The 18,636-nt window shown below is 67.1% G+C and carries 15 protein-coding genes; all 15 read left to right on the forward strand.

The window, feature by feature from the left end:
* Positions 1-18: 18 nt before the first annotated feature.
* The 15 genes from ACIBTM_RS45005 to ACIBTM_RS45075 all read left to right on the forward strand — a co-directional run bounded on the left by ACIBTM_RS45005 (position 19) and on the right by ACIBTM_RS45075 (position 18,563).
* Positions 19-852 carry a hypothetical protein gene (locus tag ACIBTM_RS45005; protein WP_395883245.1) on the forward strand — a complete coding sequence of 278 codons (834 nt, stop codon included), beginning with the start codon at positions 19-21 and terminating at the stop codon, positions 850-852.
* Positions 849-2,372: a CpaF family protein gene (locus ACIBTM_RS45010; RefSeq protein WP_395883246.1), complete on the forward strand. Its 1,524-nt coding sequence runs from the start codon at positions 849-851 to the stop codon at positions 2,370-2,372. The genes ACIBTM_RS45005 and ACIBTM_RS45010 overlap by 4 nt, the downstream gene beginning before the upstream one ends.
* Complete coding sequence (locus ACIBTM_RS45015) at positions 2,369-3,295, forward strand: type II secretion system F family protein (protein WP_395883247.1); 927 nt, start codon at positions 2,369-2,371, stop codon at positions 3,293-3,295. Before ACIBTM_RS45010 ends, ACIBTM_RS45015 begins: the two co-directional genes overlap by 4 nt.
* A complete protein-coding gene (locus tag ACIBTM_RS45020) occupies positions 3,292-4,197 on the forward strand; it encodes a pilus assembly protein TadB (protein ID WP_395883248.1) in 906 nt (301 codons plus the stop codon). The genes ACIBTM_RS45015 and ACIBTM_RS45020 overlap by 4 nt, the downstream gene beginning before the upstream one ends.
* Before the next feature lie 85 nt (positions 4,198-4,282).
* Complete coding sequence (locus ACIBTM_RS45025; RefSeq protein WP_395883249.1) at positions 4,283-5,266, forward strand: hypothetical protein; 984 nt, start codon at positions 4,283-4,285, stop codon at positions 5,264-5,266.
* Positions 5,267-5,282: 16 nt separating this feature from the next.
* Complete coding sequence (locus ACIBTM_RS45030; protein WP_395883250.1) at positions 5,283-5,537, forward strand: hypothetical protein; 255 nt, start codon at positions 5,283-5,285, stop codon at positions 5,535-5,537.
* Between the two features lie 138 nt (positions 5,538-5,675).
* Complete coding sequence (locus ACIBTM_RS45035; protein ID WP_395883251.1) at positions 5,676-6,002, forward strand: hypothetical protein; 327 nt, start codon at positions 5,676-5,678, stop codon at positions 6,000-6,002.
* A gap of 107 nt (positions 6,003-6,109) precedes the next feature.
* Positions 6,110-6,472 (forward strand): TadE/TadG family type IV pilus assembly protein, encoded by a 363-nt coding sequence (locus ACIBTM_RS45040; RefSeq protein ID WP_395883252.1) that lies wholly within the window; start codon positions 6,110-6,112, stop codon positions 6,470-6,472.
* 32 nt (positions 6,473-6,504) lie between these two features.
* Positions 6,505-6,918, forward strand: a complete 414-nt coding sequence (locus tag ACIBTM_RS45045) for a TadE/TadG family type IV pilus assembly protein (RefSeq protein WP_395883253.1) — start codon at positions 6,505-6,507, stop codon at positions 6,916-6,918.
* Positions 6,915-7,328 (forward strand): hypothetical protein, encoded by a 414-nt coding sequence (locus tag ACIBTM_RS45050; protein WP_395883254.1) that lies wholly within the window; start codon positions 6,915-6,917, stop codon positions 7,326-7,328. Before ACIBTM_RS45045 ends, ACIBTM_RS45050 begins: the two co-directional genes overlap by 4 nt.
* The gene (locus ACIBTM_RS45055) at positions 7,325-10,240 is read left to right on the forward strand and encodes a BTAD domain-containing putative transcriptional regulator (RefSeq protein WP_395883255.1); all 2,916 of its coding nucleotides are present in this window, start codon (positions 7,325-7,327) and stop codon (positions 10,238-10,240) included. Before ACIBTM_RS45050 ends, ACIBTM_RS45055 begins: the two co-directional genes overlap by 4 nt.
* A gap of 1,234 nt (positions 10,241-11,474) precedes the next feature.
* Entirely contained in the window at positions 11,475-15,236 is a 3,762-nt protein-coding gene (locus ACIBTM_RS45060) for a tetratricopeptide repeat protein (RefSeq protein WP_395883256.1), read from the forward strand.
* A 1,387-nt stretch (positions 15,237-16,623) separates the two neighbouring features.
* Positions 16,624-17,382 (forward strand): hypothetical protein, encoded by a 759-nt coding sequence (locus ACIBTM_RS45065; protein WP_395883257.1) that lies wholly within the window; start codon positions 16,624-16,626, stop codon positions 17,380-17,382.
* A 176-nt stretch (positions 17,383-17,558) separates the two neighbouring features.
* Positions 17,559-17,945 (forward strand): hypothetical protein, encoded by a 387-nt coding sequence (locus tag ACIBTM_RS45070; protein ID WP_395883258.1) that lies wholly within the window; start codon positions 17,559-17,561, stop codon positions 17,943-17,945.
* Between the two features lie 6 nt (positions 17,946-17,951).
* Positions 17,952-18,563, forward strand: a complete 612-nt coding sequence (locus ACIBTM_RS45075) for a DUF932 domain-containing protein (protein WP_395883259.1) — start codon at positions 17,952-17,954, stop codon at positions 18,561-18,563.
* Positions 18,564-18,636: the final 73 nt, after the last annotated feature.

Here is an 18,636-nt window from a genome sequence, read left to right on the forward strand (position 1 = left end):
GGGATTGGTGAGAAAAAGATGGCGATGATCGCGATCGTGTCGGGGAAGGGATCACCCGGCGGGACCACGTCGCTGGCCGCGTTGGCGGCGGCGTGGCCGGCGCCGGTGCTGCTGGCCGACTGCGACCCCGCTGGGGGCGACCTGGCGCTGGGCTGGCTGGGACATTGGGTGGTGAACGGGTTTCTCCGTACTGATGTCGGTGTGTTGTCGCATTTCATCGCGACCCGGCACGCGACGTCCGGGGACCCGGCGTCGCTGATCGAGCACGTTCAGGCGGTGCCTCCGGCGCGGCATGTCGGCCTGCTGGCCGGGCTGAGCACGCCGGGCCAGCACACCGCGGTCGGCACGGCCGGATGGACCCGCCTGACCGTGGCGTTGGCCGCGTTCAAGACCGTGGCCGGGCATCCGGCTGACGCGCTGGTCGACCTGGGCCGTTTCAGCTCGGCGACGCCGTGGCCGGTGCTGCTCGCGGCGGATCTCGTGCTGGTCGCGGTGCGGCCGACGCAGCGGCATGTGCTGGCCGCGCGTCCGGTCCTGGCCGAGCTCGCCGAGCGGATTCTGCCGCAACGGCTGGGGCTGGCCGTCTGCGCGACAACGCCCGCGGGCACCCGCGAAGTCCGGGTGGCGCTGGGACGGGAGGCCGCGGTGGAACTCCCGATGGCCGCGCGGACGGCGGCGGTGTTCTCCGACGGCATCGACGGAGGAACGCCTCCACACCGGTCGCCACTGCTGCGCACCGCGCGCCGCGTCGCGCGGCGCCTGCACGGCACCTACCACGCCTACACGCCGAGCGAACCCCGCATTCAGGCCACTGCCGCACCCTTCCGCCTAGTTTCCGGAGGCACACGATGACGTTGCCGCGCACCGGGTTCCGCCCTCCAGACGATCCGGCGACGCCGCCGTATCCCGTGACATTGCCGCCACCGCGCAGCGACTCGGCGGGATCCGCAACAGCGATACCACGGACACCACCGCAGGACAGTGTGCAGATCGGGCGGACCGACCCCGACGTGGTCCGGGAGATCCGGGAAGCGGTCGCTGCCCGGTTGGAACGCGTCGCGGCAGGCGAGTCCTATGTGGACACCCCTCTGACGGCCGAGGAGCAGCAGGCACGGATGCGTGCCTACGTGGCCGACGAGGTCGCCGGCTGGGTGCAACGCCGCGCGACCGCCGGACACGCGCCGCTGCCCGTTGCCGACGAACGCCGACTGACCCGGGCGGTCGTCGCGGCGCTGTCCGGGCTGGGTGCCTTGGAGGAGCTGTTGGAACGCGACGATGTCGAGAACATTCACGTGCACGGCTGTGACCGGATCCTGCTGGAGCTGGCGGACGGCACGGTCGAGCAGTGGCCGCACCCGGTGGCCGACACCGACGCCGATCTGGTGGAGATGTTGGCGGCGATGTTCGCCCGCCAGGGCCAGACTTCCCGGGAGTTCAACGCCGGGCGTCCGCTGGGGAACCTGCGGATCGGCGCGGGTGGCCCGTTGGGGGCTCGGGTGGCCGCGGTGATGGAGGTGTCCGACCGGCCGCGAGTGGCGATCCGCCGCCACCGCCTGGTCGACGTCGGCCTGAACGATCTCGTGGCCAACGGCACGCTCGATGCTCTACTCGGTGCTTTCCTGCGGTCGGCGGTGCGGGCGGGCTGCAACGTGATCGTGTCCGGTGGCCCGGCCGCGGGCAAGACGACGTTGCTGCGCGCGTTGTGCGCGGAGATCCCGGACTACGAGCACGTTGTCACGGTGGAGGAGGAGTACGAACTCGGGTTGCACCTCGGCGCCCGGCCCTTGGTCACACCGCTGGAGGCCCGCCCGGCGAACTCGGAGGGGATCGGGGAGATCTCCTTGGACGACCTGCTGAAGCAGACGCTGCGGCACTCGCCGAGCAGGGTGATCGTCGGCGAAGTCCGGGCGGGGGAAGTGACCGCGATGCTGCGCGCGCTCGGGAACGGCGCCACGGGCGGCATGTGCACGTTGCATGCCACGAGCGCTACGGCGGTGTTCGACCGGATCGGCGCGCTCGGGCAGCTCGCTCATCCGCCGCTGGCGATCGAGGCGGCTCACCAGTGGACTGCCTCGGCGATCGACCTCGTCGTGCACGTCGCCCGCGCCGACCACGCGATAGCTGGTGGGCGGCGCAGGCAGCGGTTCGTCACCGAGATCATCGAGGTCGGCCCGGTCGGGGATTCCGGCCGCCCGGACACCACCAGGATCTTCGCCCCACGTCCGGAAGACGGCCGCGCTGTCCCAGCCTACCCACCGAGCCGTGACCTGCTGGAGCGCTTGACGAGGCACGGGTTCGACCGCCACCTGTTCGACACCGCCGGTGCCGGCACCTGGCAGACCACCGAGCGGCCGGGCGGAGGAAGGCGATGACGGGCGTCTGGGCGGGCCTGCTCGGCGTCGCCGCGGCGGCGGCGATCGCCTGCGCTGTTGCGGCCTTCCGCCCACCCGCCGCGCGGTCGACGACACTGCGCACGGCGCGCAGCGCGGGCTGGAAGACGTTCGTGGCACGGGTACCGCGGCGGCGGGTCGTCGTCGCGGTACCCGCGGGCGGGATCGTGTGGTGGGGCACCGGCTGGCCGGTCGCCATCATCCTGACCGTCGCCGCGGCGATGACGGTGCCTGTCCTCGCCCGCGGACACGACGCCCGCCGCGTGATCGCGAGGTTGGACGCCCTCGCCAGCTGGGTCCGGCGTCTCGCCGATGTCCTGGCCTCCGGCGCCGGCGGACTGGAGCAAGCGATCGCCACCTCCGCCCGCACCGCCCCCGAAGCACTGAGCAGCGAGATCGAAACCCTGGCGGTTCGTTTGCGGACGCGTGGCCTGGAGGCCGCGCTCCGCGCCTTCGCCGAGGACGTGGGCGACGAAGCCGCCGACGAAGTCGTGCTCGCGCTGATCCTGCGCGCCCGCGCAGGCGGACGCGGACTGGTCGACATTCTCGACAGCAAGGCCACCGCCCTGGAACGCGAGGTCGTCGCCCGCCGCGACATCGAAGCCGACCGCGCGAAACCCCGCACCGATGTCCGCGCCATCCTCGGCATCACCGCGCTCCTGCTCACCGGCCTGGTGGTCTTCGCGCACGAGTTCCTTACCCCGTTCAACGACCTGCTTGGCCAGCTCGTGATGGCCGGGATCGGCGGTCTGCTGGGCGCTGCCGGGTGGTGGATGCACCTGCTGACCCGAACTCGCCGCCCCGCTCGCCTGCTCGGCGCCGCCTCGAGGATCCCGCCCGGGGCACCGAAACCGAAGCGCACCCCGATCGCTGCCGCCCATGTCGACGTGGAGGTGCCGCGATGAATCCCGGGATCACCGCTGCGCTGTTGGGCGCACTGGGCGGGTTGGCGCTGGTCTGCGTGCTCCTGGCGCTGCTGCGCCCGGCACCGGTCAACGTGGCCGCCGCGGTCGCCGAACTGGACGACCGTGCCGCCCGCCGTGCTGACGGAGCGCCGCCACGCAGCCGCTGGTCGACCCGGATCGAACGTTTGGCCGGAGTCTCCGGACGGTCGTCGAACCGCTGGTGGGGCATCCCTGCCACCGACCTCGACGTCCTCGATCAGACCGCCGACCGCTACCTTGCCCGCCGCCTGACCTGGGCTGCCGGCTCTGCCGGAACCGTGTTCGTGATGGCCGGGCTTAGCTGGTTCGGCGGCATCGACCTTTCCGCTCCGGTGGTGGTGCTGGCCGTGATCGCCGGCGCGGCGGCCGGATCGGCGGTGCCGGTCCTGGCCGTGCAGGAGGACGCCGCTCGGGCGCGGGAGGAGTTCCGTCGCGCCACCGCCGCCTATCTCGACCTCGTCGCGCAGGAACGCGCCACCGGCCGCGCCCCCAGCCAGGCGCTGGGGGAGGCCGCCGCTGTCGGAGACTCGTGGGTGTTCGCCCGGATCAGCCGCACCCTCGGCCGCGCGACCCAGGCCGGTCATGCCCCGTGGGAAGCCTTGTCTCGGCTGGGGAAACGTATGGGAGTCGTCGAACTCGGCGACCTGGCCGACATCCTCGCCACCGCGGCCGACGGCGCCGCCATCTACACCACCCTGATCGCCAAATCGAGCGCACTGCGCGCCGCCGCACTGGCCGCCGACAAAACCGACGCCAACGCCCGCTCCCAACGGCTCGCGCTCCCCGTCGCGCTGCTGCTGGTCGCGTTCCTCTTGCTGGTCATGTACCCCGCCATGATCAGGTTGGCCGTAGGAGGGGGCTAGCCAAAACGCGCGACGCTCCCGGTCGCTACCTCCGCTTTCCTTTCCAGAGACAGAAATCGGCCCCGGCTGAAGGAGAAGCAGTCTGATGCACAACCATCAATCGCCTGCAACGGTGCCGCCGGTACTCGACTGCATGCTCCCCGACGGCTACGCCACCGTGCTGCTCAATCCTGCGATGACCCCGCGGCAGTGGCGGCGCAGGCGAGCCCTCAGTTTCGTTCGCCCGACGACCATCCTCAAAGGACTTTTCGCCGCGGGGCTGGCCATTCAGGTGTCCTGCGGCGGTCACGGATTCGGCGAGAAGTTCGGCATCGGCTTGGTGACCTTGATCGTGGTGCTGGGTGTCTTTCGTCTCCTTTGCCGCCCACCCGGTGAGACCTCCTTCGAGTATGAAGGTGTACCGCGGCTTCGGCTTCGGTGGGGAGAGTTCTACCGGCGTCGCGATTTCGATGACCTGGGTGCAGATTCCCGCGAACTGGTCGCCGAGTTGCTGACGGGGGTGCAGACACTGCACCGGAGTCCGGCACTCGTCTGGCTCGATCCCGCACTGCCGCGTGAGATCCACACAGTGGTGTGGCGAACTTTGTGCTGCCTCGACCGCAGCCGCGAGGCCCGCGCTCTTGCCGATGAGGTCGCTGCCGAGCTCGACACGACCGATGACCTGGTCACCGCGACGCGGCGAGCGGTCGACGACGTCGATACGAGCCTGCGGAAGGTAGCGCAGCATGTGCGGGGGTGCGTCGTGCTCTGTCGTGCATGGGAACAGAAACTCCGGCGACACGATCTCGCTGCCCGCGTCAGTCACACCCTGGCCACCATCCCGGGGCAAGACCACCTCACCAGGTTGTCGCAGGACTCCGACGCGTTGCCGCGCAACGTGTTCGCTCACGTCACCGCGGCACGAGATATCACGCATTCCGGGCCACTCCCGTGGGAACAACCTCCGTCCGAGTGGCCCGGAGCAGGGCACCTCCCGGTCGGGCGAACCATCAACACGCCTAACCATGAAGAGGCAGCCGTGAACGCGAAGTCAACCGGCAAACCTTATAGGCCAACGACTTCCTCGTGAAAGGAGAACGAGACTCATGCTTAACCATCTCAAGCGCTGCGCGACCACAACCCGGCGACGCGGCGACCGGCTCGGACTGTTCCTCACCGCGTGGGTGCTCAGCTACGTCGTCACTGCAGAAGACCAGTGGACGCGGGCCCGTGCATCGGGAGACCGCGGATCAGAGTCCGTGGAAAAGGCGGTCCTCGTCGCTATCGGCCTCGCCGTGGCGATCGGGCTTGGCTTCGCCATCCGCGCCGCCGTCCAGACCTACCAAGGCCAGATCAAGTGAACCTGTACGTACCTGGAAGCCCTTAACCGCAAAGGAGACCACACGATGCTTACCGCTGAGGAGATCGAACGACGTGTCGAAGTAGCAGACACTGCCCGGAGCGAGAGGAGGTCCGCCGCGGCACGGCGCGTCGGTGACTTGGCCGACCGCCACGCCGAGCTGGCCGAGCAACTCGGCGGCATCGAACGCGAACTGGGTGATGTGCTGGCCGAATCCGGCGACTTGATCGAGATCGACGAGCTGGCCGCCTTCACCGACGTCCCCGCAACCGAGCTCGCCCGCTGGCTCAACAACGCCAAACCCGGACGCGCCAAGCGGAAGAAGCCCGCCGGAACGAATCCTGCGAAGACCACCCAGCCTCGGAAACCGGCCGCTTCACACCAGTCAGCGCACAACGTCGCCGCCGCGCAGGACAGGCCACCCGCACGCGGCGGCACCGTTCCTCTCCCGGCGGTAGCGTCGTGACAATATCAACTTTCTCGCTCCGCCAGGCCGACCGGCCACTATGGACACGGTGCCGAGTATTCGTCCGGGCGCGGCTTCACGACGACAGGGGAGCGGAGTCCGTAGGCTTGGCCGTGCTGTTTCCGTTGGTGTTGCTGCTGATTCTCGCTGTAGTGCAAGGCGGCCTGTGGTGGCACGCGCATTCCGTGGCCGCTCAGGCGGCACAGGCCGGTGTGGACGCCGGACGTCCTGTCGGCGCCACGCAACCCGTCGCGGCCGCCGCCGCACGGTCGTTCGCCGACCGCGCAGGCCGCGGTGTCCTGACCGCACCCGAGGTTCGTGCCACCATGACCGCTGACACTGTCCAGGTCGCGGTGTCCGGCACGACGGTCCAGCTGCTGCCGATCCCCGGGCTTGATATCGGGGTCGAAGTGACCGCGCGAGCGGTCAAGGAACGCTTCACCACGTCGTTGACCGGAGGCGGCTCGTGACTCGCCAAGCACGTGCGCTTCGTCTTGGTCGGTTGTGGACAGATACGGGTTCCGTCAGTGCCGAAGCCGCGGTGCTCGCGCCCGCCGTGATCGTCGTCGGGCTGCTGATCATCGCGGGTGCCCGTGTCAGCTCTGCGGAGCAAGCCGTCGACAACGCCGCCACCGCGGCTGCCCGCGCCGCGTCGATCGCCCGCAGCCCTCACTCGGCGCAGCAGGCCGGAGCGGCTGTGGCTCGTGATCGCCTCGGACGTGAGGGCATCACCTGCCAGGAGACCAGTGTGTCGGTCGACGCCAGCCAGATCGCCGTCGGTCGCGCCGGCTTGGTGAGGGCCAGCGTGACGTGCCGTGTCGCGCTCAGCGACCTCGCCCTCCCCGTCCCCGGCGGTACTCGCCTGATCACCAGTTCGTTCACCAGCCCCACCGATCCGTACCGGGGACGGCCATGATCACCGTGGCACGGCCACGGGATGCCGGGTCGCTCAGCGTGATGATCGCGGTCCTGGTGCCAGCGCTGCTGTTCGTGCTCGCCTTGGTCGTCGACGGCTCCGCCCGGCTGCGGACCATCGCCCGCGCCGACGCCCTGGCCGCCGAAGCCGCCCGCGCCGCCAACACCGCCGTGGACACCCGCAGCCTGCAGGTCGGCATCGACACCACCACAGCCGCCCGGACTGCGGGCGACTACCTCGCCCGTACCGGGCACCCCGGCCAGGTCAGCATTACCGGTACCCGCACGGTCCGGGTGGCGGTCACGGTCACCGAGCCCGCGCCCGTCGGACTGCTCGGCCGTGCCGTCCAGGCCACCGGTACCGCGGTGGCCGAACTCGGCGTCGGGACCCGCGACGGCGGACTCCCATGACGTCCCCGGCGGCACAGCGCGTCCGCGGCACGCTCGCCGCGCTGGCTCTGCTCGCGTTCGTCGCCGGCATCCCCAGCGGGCTCCTGGCCCTTGGCGCCGATCCCGCCCGCCTGATTCCCGAGCGCTGGCCAGACCCGGTACAGATCACCCAGTGGCCCGAGCAGATCTGGGCCACGCTGCGCTGGGCGTGGATCACCGGCGACCTGGTGATCTGGCTGATCGTCGCCGTGGCATGGACGGGCTGGCTGGCCCTCACCGTCTCCGTGATCGTCGAAGTGATCCGCCAGACCGGCCGAGCCGCCCGCGGCCCGCTCCGGCGAATCCCGACCGGCCGGTGGATCGCCGGGCTCGTCGCCGCCGTCCTGATCGCCACATCCACATCCACAGGCACCGCAGCAGCGTCCGGACTCCCCGCCACACCGACCGCGGCCACCGCGCCACCACGGCCTCATCCGAACCCGGCCAGCGCGCCCCGCGATTCCGCGGGCACGGCAACGACAACCACGCACGGCGCGATCCCGTACACGGTCGTGCACGGCGACACTTTGTGGGACCTCGCCGAACGCTATCTCGGCGACGGGAGGCGCTATCACGAGATCGTGCGGCTCAACCCCGGCCTGCTCGCCGGCAACCCGGACGACCTCGAACCCGCGCGGACTCTGCTGCTCCCGTTAGACGCCGTCGGTCTTCCCCCGCGTCAGGACACCACCGCGGAGACCGGTCGGACCGTCACCGTGCAGCCCGCGGACACCCTCACCGGCATCGCCGAGCGCCACCTCGGCGACCCGGACGCCTGGCGGGCGCTCTTCGACCTCAACGTCGGGCGGCCCCAGCCCGACGGCCGCGCCCTGCGCCACCCCGACCAGCTCCTACCCGGCTGGACGCTCGCCCTGCCCGCCACCGCGCCAACCGCACCACAGGCAGAGACCCAGGAGCCGCCGCCGAGCGTGTCTGCACCCGAACTCCCGGACGATCCACCCGCAGCCGGCCAAACACCCCCGCCCACACCCGGGGACGAACAGCAGAAGCCCGCGGCGTCCGGAGACGGCGGCGTGTCGCTGCCGGGCGGGGCGTTCGTCGGCCTCGGACTGGCCGCTCTGATCACCTTGGCGACGGTCACGGTCCGAATGCGACGTCGCCGCTGGTACCGGCCTGGTGTCCGAACCGACGACGATCCCACTGGAATGCCGGTCGTGCGCGCTCTGCGCATCGCTCACGACGTCGCCACGCAACCTCCGGCAGACCAGGAGACTCCGGCGACCGAACCGGCGAACTCCCGGCACACCCGGCAGGTCGAGCTGGACATCCGCGACCGAGCCAAGGCCGTCGTCCGCGCCGCACACCCGACGACACCCAGGACCGCGGTCGGCATCCGGAACGGACACACCATCGCGCTCGACCTCGCCCAGGCACAAGGCCTCGGGCTCGTCGGGCCCGGCGCCCGCTCCGCCGCGCGGGCCCTCATCGTCACCCTGCTCGCGCAAGCCGCCAGCGACGGCCTCGACGCCACGATCGTCATCCCGCACCCTGTCGCCCGCTCGTTGTTCGGTCACACCCTCCCAGATCGTGTACCGGAACGGCTGAGAATCGTCGACGCCCTACCCGCGGCTCTCGATGTGCTGGAAGCCGAACTGCTCGCCCGCACGCACGGCCAGAGCCTCCCCAGGAACGACCCGGATGCCCAGACACCTCGCCCGTCGAGCCGCCCCGGGCCCTTTCTCATCGTGGCCGTGCCCAGCCCGGACGCCGACCGGCGCATGTACACCATCCTCGAGACCGGAGCCCACCTCGGCCTCAACGGATTGCTCCTCGGCCCATGGCGTCCCGGCGGTACCGTGCGCGTGACCGGTGACGGCATCGTCGACACGGCTTCCCCAGCACTCACCGGCAACCTCGCCGGCGCGCGGCTCTTCACGCTCCCAGACGCCGACGCCCTCGACCTGCTCACTCTGCTCCACGACGCCGAGCCCGAACGCGCCGAACCGTCACAGCGTTCCACCTGCGTCGATAGCGTGGCCACGACCGTCTCTGACTACGAATTCAGTAAGGCCGGTCCCGAACAAGACCCTGAAGCGATTGCGGCAACTACGCCACGGGACATCGGGCCGGTAGAGACCCCCACCGCGGACCGATCCCCGGGTCAGTCGCTGCGGTTGCAGGTAGTCGGCCGTCTCCGCCTGACCCGCGCCGGCCCCGAACCGCACGACGTCATCGACGCGCTCGCGCCGCGACAACGCGAGATCCTCGTCTACCTGGCATTGCACCGCGAAGGGTGCCGCCGCGAAACCCTCAGCGCCGCGCTCTGGCCCGACGCACCGGCCGATCGCCCCTACAACACCTTCCACGCAACCCTGTCCCAGCTCCGCCGAAGCCTCCGCCGCGCCACCGAGAACGACGCCCTCGACATCATCACCACCCAGGACGGCCACTACGCCCTCAACGAACAACGCGTGACCGTCGACCTCTGGCAGCTGCACGACGCGCTCACCGCCAGCCGACCCAGCACACCGGCCGACGCCACCCAGGCGCTGAACACCGCCATCACGCTCTACCGCGGAGACCTCGCCGAAGGCATCACCGCAGACTGGATCGACGGACCCCGCGAAGCACTCCGCCGCGACGTCCTCGATGCGTTCAGCACCCTGATCCGCGCAACCCGCCGCGACGCGCCCGAACACTCACTCGCCCTGCTGGAACAAGCCCGACGGCTCGACCCCTACAACGAAGCGATCTACCGCGACCTCATGCGCACCCAAGCCCGCCTCGGCCAGTACGACAGCATCCCGCGCACGCTGCGGCTGCTCACCACGGTGCTGTCCGAACTCGGAGAACACCCTGCCCGCGACACCCTCACCCTCGCCGCCGCACTTCAGCAACCGAGGAACGGCATCCCGCACAGGCGAGCTAGCTGACACGATCGAGCGAACTGTTGCCGTCCCGCGCGCACCCAGCTTCACAACCTTGACAGCATCTGCTGATCCGAAGCACGGAACCCGGACGGGGGCCTGTGGAAGATGAACCGTGACCCGCCTAGCTCGTCAGCAGGTCGTGCCGATCACGGGCGGGCCCGGTTCGTGCGGGATCGCGTTCAGGCCGAAGGCGACTGCGCACTTGTAACTGGCCTCGTCGACGAACCGCCGCCCTGCGGCCCTTACCCAGACCACGTAGCAAGTTCCGCTCGTTAAGGACGGGCGGGTCCGACCGGCACGGCCAGGAGCAGAACTTGTTGGTGCAGGACAGTTGCACGCCGACCTCGGCGGACGTCGTCGCGTTGGACCGGTGCAGTGGCTGAGCGAACCGATGAGCAACCATGCCGCTGGAGCGGTCTGTGTCCGAAGCCGCCGACGGCGAAGACAACCCCAGGTGCGAGACTGTGCGTGGGTTACTCAGTCTGGGCTTTCGGCACAAGGCTCGGTCATCCTTTAGCCTGCTGGTGATTCAACGCGCTCTGTGCGATCGTTGTCTACATGGGCGCTAAGCGGTTAGCACTGGTGACTACCTGTGTAGTGGTTGCCGGATTGGGGCTGTGGTTCGCTATCGCCAACTGGGATCAGGCGAACCGGGTGGCGGCGATAACGTCGGCCTTGGGAGCGGTGGCTGCCGTAGGTGTTGCGGTGTGGGCTGCTCTGCAGCGTTCGACTGGGCGCGGGGCGGTAAACGTTTCTAAGTCGGGTCGCGTATCGGCGGGTTCTGGGGGCCGCGCGGTTAGTGGCGTCGTAGGCACCACCGGTGCCGCGGTGCCGATTCAGGTAAAGCAGACCGGCGACGCGCAGGTATCGGGGGGTGGAGATGCCGTGTCGGGTGTGATTCTGGACTGAGCCGGTGCACGCTTGAAGTGATTGAGATGATCTCTGCGACGGGTAAGTGATGGGGGATCGCGTTCAGCGGGTCGGTGTTTCGCGCAGCGGTGATGCAACCGCACCTGGTGGTGTAGCAATCACCGGCATAGTTCTCGGTGACGTGAACTTGGCAACAGGTGCGCCAGTTCGAACCCGGTATCGCGAACAGGTCCGGCGTATTGCGCCACCAGCGTTGGTTGGCCGTGACGCTGAGCTGGCGGAGCTGGAGCAGTTCTGTGTCTCGGCGTCCTCCGCCGGTCGCTATTCCAGGTGGCGTGCACCCGCATGGTCCGGCAAGACGGCGTTGATGTCCTGGTTCGTCTTGCACCCTCCCGAGCGAGTTCGGATTGTGTCGTTCTTTGTGACAGCGCGCTTAGCCAGCCAGAATGATCGCAGTGCGTTTATCGAAAACGTGCGAGGTCAACTGCTCGAAATCTTGGATCAGCCGCTGCCGTCGTGGCTAACCGATTCTACTCGCGAAGCGCATTTGCTCGGACTGCTTACCGACGCCGCCGAGAAGTGTCACGAACGAGGTGAACATTTCGTTCTGCTGATCGATGGGCTGGACGAGGACCGCAGCGTCGACAGCGGTCCCGATGCGCACAGCATCGCTGGGCTGCTTCCAGAGGAACTGCCTGCTGGCATGCGAGTTATCGTCTCTGGACGCCCGAACCCGGCGGTCCCTTCCGACGTCCGCCTGTCGCATCAACTGCATGATCCTGCGATCATCCGCCCTCTCGCCGCGTCGCCAAAGGCGCAAGCGATTCGCTCGGACATGGAACGCGAGCTCAACCATTTGGTGTTCGGAAGCCAAGCAGAACAGGACCTGCTCGGGCTAGTGGCCGCAGCTGGCGGTGGCCTTTCAACTGCGGACCTGGCGGAGTTGACAGGATCCTCGTCCTGGCAGGTCCAACATCTCTTGAACACAGTTGCCGGGCGCAGTTTCGCGAACCGAGCCAGCAATTTTGATCCCGCCGTCGGGCCAGACATTTACATCCTTGGTCACGAGGAACTCCAGACCACTGCCCTCCAGATGATCGGATCTGCACGTGCGGTGCAATACCGGCGACGGTTGCATGATTGGGCCGATGGGTACCGGGCCCAAGGGTGGCCCACGAGCACGCCAGAGTATCTAGTAAGCGGCTACTTCGCCATGCTCGCCGCCACTGGAGACGTCCCGAACATGGTCACTTACGCCACCGATCCGGCACGGCACAACCGCATGCTCGAATGGTCAGGCGGCGATTCAAGGGCACTCGTGGAGATTTTCAAGACGATAGACATCCTCGCAGCCGAGGACAACCCGGACTTGAATGCCATGATCCGGCTCGCCGTACACCGCGACCACCTCACCTATCGCGGCACCGACATAAGCGACACCTTACCTGCTCTGTGGGCACGGCTCGGCCGCACCACCCGCGCCGAAGCCCTTGCCAGCTCCATTGCCAACCCTGAGCAAAGATCGCGTGCGCTGAAGTACGTCGCTCAGGCTGTGGCGGATGGCGGGAATCTGAACCGCGCGATCGAGATCACCCAGTCGATCACCTTCCCTTCCTGGGAACAGTTGACAGCGTTGGCCTCAGTGGCACAGATCGCGGCGGAGGGCGGTGATGTCGACGGTGTTATCGCGATCGCTGCGGCTATGAGCGACGGTGGCTATCAGGCGCGCATGCTGAGGTCGGCGGCCGAGGCTGTGGCCACCACCGGGGACGTCGATCGCGCCCTCGCCATCGCCGACTCCATTGCTGGCACTTGCGATCAAACTCGGGCTTTAGTGGCGGTGGCCCGGGCGGCGGCCGCAGACGGGGACATCGCTGGCTTCCGCGACCTGATCACACGTGCTGAATCCGTCGCTTCTGCCATCACCATGCCCGGGCCACAGGGGTCGGCGTTGGCAGCGGTGGCAGAGGCTGTGGCTGCCGGCGGGGACGTCGATCGCGCGCTTGCGATCGCCAATTCCATCTACAGCTTCAGAGAGCGTGTGTTGGCTGCAGTGGCACAGGTTGTCGCGGCCGCTGGAGATATCGACCGTGCCGTCGAGATCGCAGAGCCCATTTGTCGTGTTGGCTTTGCGCACGGGACGGAACTGAGGATGGTGGCCAAAGCTGTCGCGGCTGCCGGGGCCGTCGACCGTGCCGTCGAGATCGCCGAAGCCGCGTCTCTCGGCTTCGGCGAACGGAACCAAGTACTTGAAGCGGTGGCCCAGGCAGCGGCGGATGTCGACGACATCGATGGTGCGATCGAGACTGTTGACCGCATCGAGAGCTACGCGCAGCCGCGCGCACTGCGATGTGTAGTCGAGGCCGCGGCCCGCGTCGGCGACCTCGGCCGGGCCCTCGAAGTTGCACGGTCCATTACCAACTACGAACGATCACCGGCGCTGGTAGCTGTTGCCAAGGCCACAGCGACGCGTGGGGACGTCGACCGCGCTGTCGAGATCGCTAGCTCTATCACGGTCCCAATTTGGCGCGCACGGGCCCTCGCCGCCGTAGCAGCAGCAGGGGCAGCCGCCGGGAACGTCGACCGTACCCTCGCGATCGCTGACGCCATCAGTGATCGTGGCCAGCAGGCGCGAGCGTTGGAATGGGTCGCTGGCGTCATAGCTGACGAGGGAGATGTCGACGGTGCCATTGAATTAGCCGTCCGTGCCGAAGCGGTTGCCCACTCCATAACGGACCTCGACCACCATGCGAGGTGCCTGGTGGCAGTGGCTCAGGCCTCGGCGTCCGCCGGGAACATCGATACGGTCGCCGAGCTGACTAACCGAGTTGAAGCCATTGCCGGGTCTCTCACTAGTATTGCCGGATCGACAGGGGCGCTGACGTCGGTAGCCAATGCGATGGCGGTCGCCGGGGACATCGTCCGTGCCCTCGCGATAGCCGAATCCCTTGCCAATCCTGACGACCAAGCGCGTGCATTGGCGTCGATAGCCGAGGCGTTAGCCGCCCGCGGCGACGTCGACCGCGCTGTTGCGGTTGCCGAATCCGTAACCGACCCGCGCAGCCGAGCGCGCGCATTGGCTTCAATAGTTCGGGCGGTAGCGACTCGTGGAGATATTGGCAGGGCCCTCACGATCACAGGCTCTATCACTGCCCCCTTCGAGCAAGTGGGTGCGCTGAGGGGCGTAGCTAACGCTGCAGCGGCAAGCGGGGATTTTGAGTGTGCCATCCGGGTCGCTGGCTCCATCACCAACCTGTCCGACCGGACGCGGGCTTTGATATCGGTAGCTTGCGCGGCGGCAGATGCCGGGAACCTCGAGGTCGCCGTCTTGCTGTCCGACCGCGTGCCCTACAACTACCCATATCAGGAAGTGCATACGCTGGCGGTAGTGGCAAAAGCCGCAGCCGTAGCCGGGGATGTCGACACAGCCGCCGACCTGACCGCCCGGGCCGAGGCTATCGCGCGGTCCATGACTGCTCCAGAGGTCCGGGCGTTGGTATTCGAGGCCGAGGGCGTCACTGGGAGAGCTGAAAGCTCCCTCACTAGAGAAGGGATTGAAGCAATCCTCAGGCGCGCCTCCGCTCGTGCTCAAACGGACCCTGCGGCCTTCGTGTTGATAGCGCGGGCCTCGGCTGCTGCCGGGGACATCGAAATGGCTGCTGACCTGATCGACCGGGCGGAAGCCATCGCACGCTCCGTCACCGACCCGGAGGAACAGGTGTCAGCGCTGCAATCCGTGGCCACCGAGTTGGCGGCTGGCGAGACCATCGACCGTGCTATCGCAATCGTCCGGTCCATCGCTGACCCCAAGAAACGAGGAGAGGCGCAGACGTCGGTCGTCAACGCGGTGGCCGACGCTGTGACATCAGGCGGGGATGTAGCGCGCGCGGAGGCCACGGCCCGCGCCCTCGCAAATACTGCGGATCAGTTGAAGATCTGGACGGCCATTGCAACCCGTTTCGATACTCCGCGACGCGAGTATGCAGTGGCACAAATCCTCAGGCTCATTTCCTGGCCGGCAATCATGGATGCCTCGATCCAGATGCCGACCGATTTTCTGACGCAGGTCGTCACGGAACTTGACTTAGTGTCCAAACTAGGTTTGAGCCTTGTAGCTAAAGCCGAATAACGCCCGACCGCAGGCGGTTCAGCGGCAGCTTGACGTCCACGACAAGTGGCCCGCTGCCGCTGAGCAGTAGAGCACTTGTACGGAGATCCAAGACGCGGCCCTCAGCAGGGTAGGTGGGCCACGATACGCGCACCTCGAGATCGAAGTCGGCGAATGGCGAGCGCTTCGAACTTCAACGCGGGACCGCCTCGCGCGCCATCGCGGATCCGCTCGACGCGACCGTCCAGCACCCTGGCCCGCCGCGATCGGCCATGACCCGCAGGATGCGATCGTGCGCTCGGGGGCCGCTGGCCGGAACTGTTACAACAGGCAGGAAACAAAGGTGTTCATCGCCCTGCTCCATCTAGCCCTGAACGTTCGTCACGGACTCGACACGACCAGCAGGGGCCGCCTTCTTGCTTCGCTCCGCGAAAGTGGCGTCATCGTCCCCACCGCGCTACGTTCGAGTTTCGCGGACGTAATGCGGCGCTACCAAGATGACGCGCTCACGTGGCTTCGCCTGGGGCCTGTGGCGATGCCGGACGACGCTCCGGGGGACCGGACCGCTGTCTCGCTGGGGAGTAGCGCTCCCTAGTGAGAAGTCGGCGCTTCATCGAGGCGGCAGGAGCTTGTCTGCCTACTTCTCCAGCTTCCTTTCCGCCTTCCTCTCCGGGGATCGGCTAGAACGGAAAGGGTAGGGAAAGTGCTTGTCGCAGCACAGGTGGGTCGGCACCCCTTCCTCTGTTTCCCCCAACTTCGGTGCCAGCAGGCATCTGAACAGTCTGTTGGGTGGGCGGTCGGCTTCCGTCTGTTTGGATTCGGTGGTCACCTTTGGGCGTGATGGTCGACTTCTCGTGGTCGAGACCTACGGCTGTCGACGGTCTTGCACGCAGCTCGCAACAAGACGCGGTGCTGACGGCCGTCACTCTCTTGCTATGAGCATCAGGATCCACTATGGACAGTGGCGGAGATGAATGTCCGTAGTGGATGGCGTGGGGTCACTAAGCGGTCTCCTTGTGTGGCCAGGACTGCCGGCGTCGACGCGAGCTTCGATCGACGATCTGCTTGCCAGCTGATGAAGTCGTCCATGCAGATGTAACAGGGAGATAACGAGCGGCCGCCAGTGCTTGAAAGTGTCTAGGAAAGGTGTCACCCTAGACATGTAACCAAGACGGCCCCCTAGGTTGAGCGGGAAGGCTGCGAGGTGCGGCATCTTGTGAGTGGCCTGCTTCGTTTCTCTTCTTGAAGGCTGGCGCCGCAAAGGGCTAGGCCCGTCTGGTAAATGAGCTGCGCGGACGACGCGCGGTCAAAGTGCGCTGAATGTGCAATAGCTGCGCTTGTGGCGCCGTCATGGCTGCTATTCGAAATGTTCGAGTGCTTCGATGTGGACTCCTGGAAGGAAAGTGTCATGTCGTACAAAGGTGAACACGTGTACTCGCCTGAGCAATACGCCAAAACAGTTGAACTTTGGCAAGAATTGTTGGAATGTCACCGGGTGAGCCTCTCCGAGGAGCGGACGGGATACGCCTACCCGGTCCAGGCGGGAGACCTGACTGCCGACGTGATCCACGCGTTGGTTTTATCGGACGGAGTCGAAACGGATGACGACTACGCAATCACGGTGACCCTGGTTGACTACTCGGACTATGGCGGTACCGAACGTGACGCGGCAAACGTCCGCTATCTGACGGACACCCCTGGTGTTCAGACGTCCACAAACGGCCGGCACGGCTACGGCTCCGCGTGGGTGCAACTCGGGGAGCTCCCCACGAACGGCGACGACATCGACACGGGTACCGAGTGGCTGGCCAGCCTGGTGCAAAGTGTCCAGTCGATCGACGCCGGTGAAGTCGACGAAAGCACGTTGGAAGAATATGAACGAGAGTTGCAAGAGGCGGCATGGGACGCGTGGCTTGAGTCGGATACCCGATCTGGGCTGGCCGACTGGTTCGGTTGCGATGATCTTGACGGCTTCGGCTACACGCATGACGAGATTCGAGACTTCTACTACTCGTTCGAGGGAAACGAATGGACGTGTGATTCGGCAACGTCCGCGACGAACCGTCAACACGAGAACGCCATAGAACACGTAGCCAAAACGATCCTGACCGCCTGGCGCAAGCCGTTCGTAGACCCGGCTCAAACCAAGCTTTCCATCATCGTCTGACGATCGTTCGGTCGAATCTCTCCCTTTCGTGGGATGCCAAGTAGCTACCTGATAGCTGCCGTGGCGAGCGGCAAATGGCCCTTGTGTCCTTTCGGTGCCGCGCGTGATGACGCGCGGTCGCCGTGACCGCACAACGGTCTCCCGTAACAACTCCGAGTACGAAGGCGGGTTCCGTCATGTCCAAAGAAACCAGCGAATGGCTCAACAGCAACGTGCTGATCGGCTTCACCAGCAAGCGCGGGCACGCCTGGCACTACCGGGCCTCGGCACAGGGACACGAGCCGAACCACTACTCCGACGCTGTCCCGGTAGCCGACGTTCAGCGCCGCCTTTTCCACTGGACCGCCGAGCCCGAACCCGTGCTCGTCGCCGGCAAGTTCGGCCTTCGTCGCGTGCCCAACAAGCAGGCCATTACCGCATCGGACACCGGCGACGTCCTCGGAATCTTCGCCGACGGCTACACGGTGCATCAGTACCAGGAATGGTTGTTGGACAAGGTCGGAACGCTCCTTGACGACGGTCTGTCGATCGGCTCTGCCGGCCTGCTGCGTGACCGTCGATAGGCCTGGGTGAGTGTGGAAGTCCCGGAGAACATCACCACCCCGGAGGGTGTGGAGTTCCGGCCGAACCTGGTCGCGTGTACGAGCCACGACGGCAGCCTGGCCACCACCTACAAGCGGACCGTGACGAACGTGGTGTGCGACAACACCATGGCGGCCGGTCTCCGCGAATACGGCCAGCAGTTCAAGGTCAAGCATTCCAAGAACGGCAAGTTCCGCATCGTGGAGGCCCGCGACGCGCTCGCGATGGTCCACACCGTGGCCGAGGAATTCGCCGCCGAGGTCAAAGCCTTGTGCGAAACGACTGTGACCGACCGGGCATGGCGCGCGTTCCTGGACGCACACACCCCGCTGCCCGAGGCCAAGGGCCGCGCCCGCACCACCGCGACAAACGAGCGGGCCGCTCTGAACCGCTTGTGGAACAGCGACAACCGGGTCAGCCCGTGGCGCGGTACCGCGTGGGGAGTGGTGCAGGCGATCAACACCTACACCCATCACGAAGCGATCGTGCGCAACGCTTCCCGCGCCGAACGGAACATGTCCCGCGCCGTGGACGGAAAAGCCGACGCACTCGACCAGGACACCGTCTCGACACTCGCCAAGGTGCTGGCCTCGGTCTGACGGACCGCCGCCGCTTCGGTGCCCGCGCGGCGGTTGTCGCGCGGGTGCCGTGGCCGCGGGACGGGCCTTGTTT

Origin of the sequence: Amycolatopsis sp. NPDC049868 (assembly GCF_044461365.1) — a bacterium.
Taxonomy (GTDB): Bacteria; Actinomycetota; Actinomycetes; order Mycobacteriales; family Pseudonocardiaceae; genus Amycolatopsis.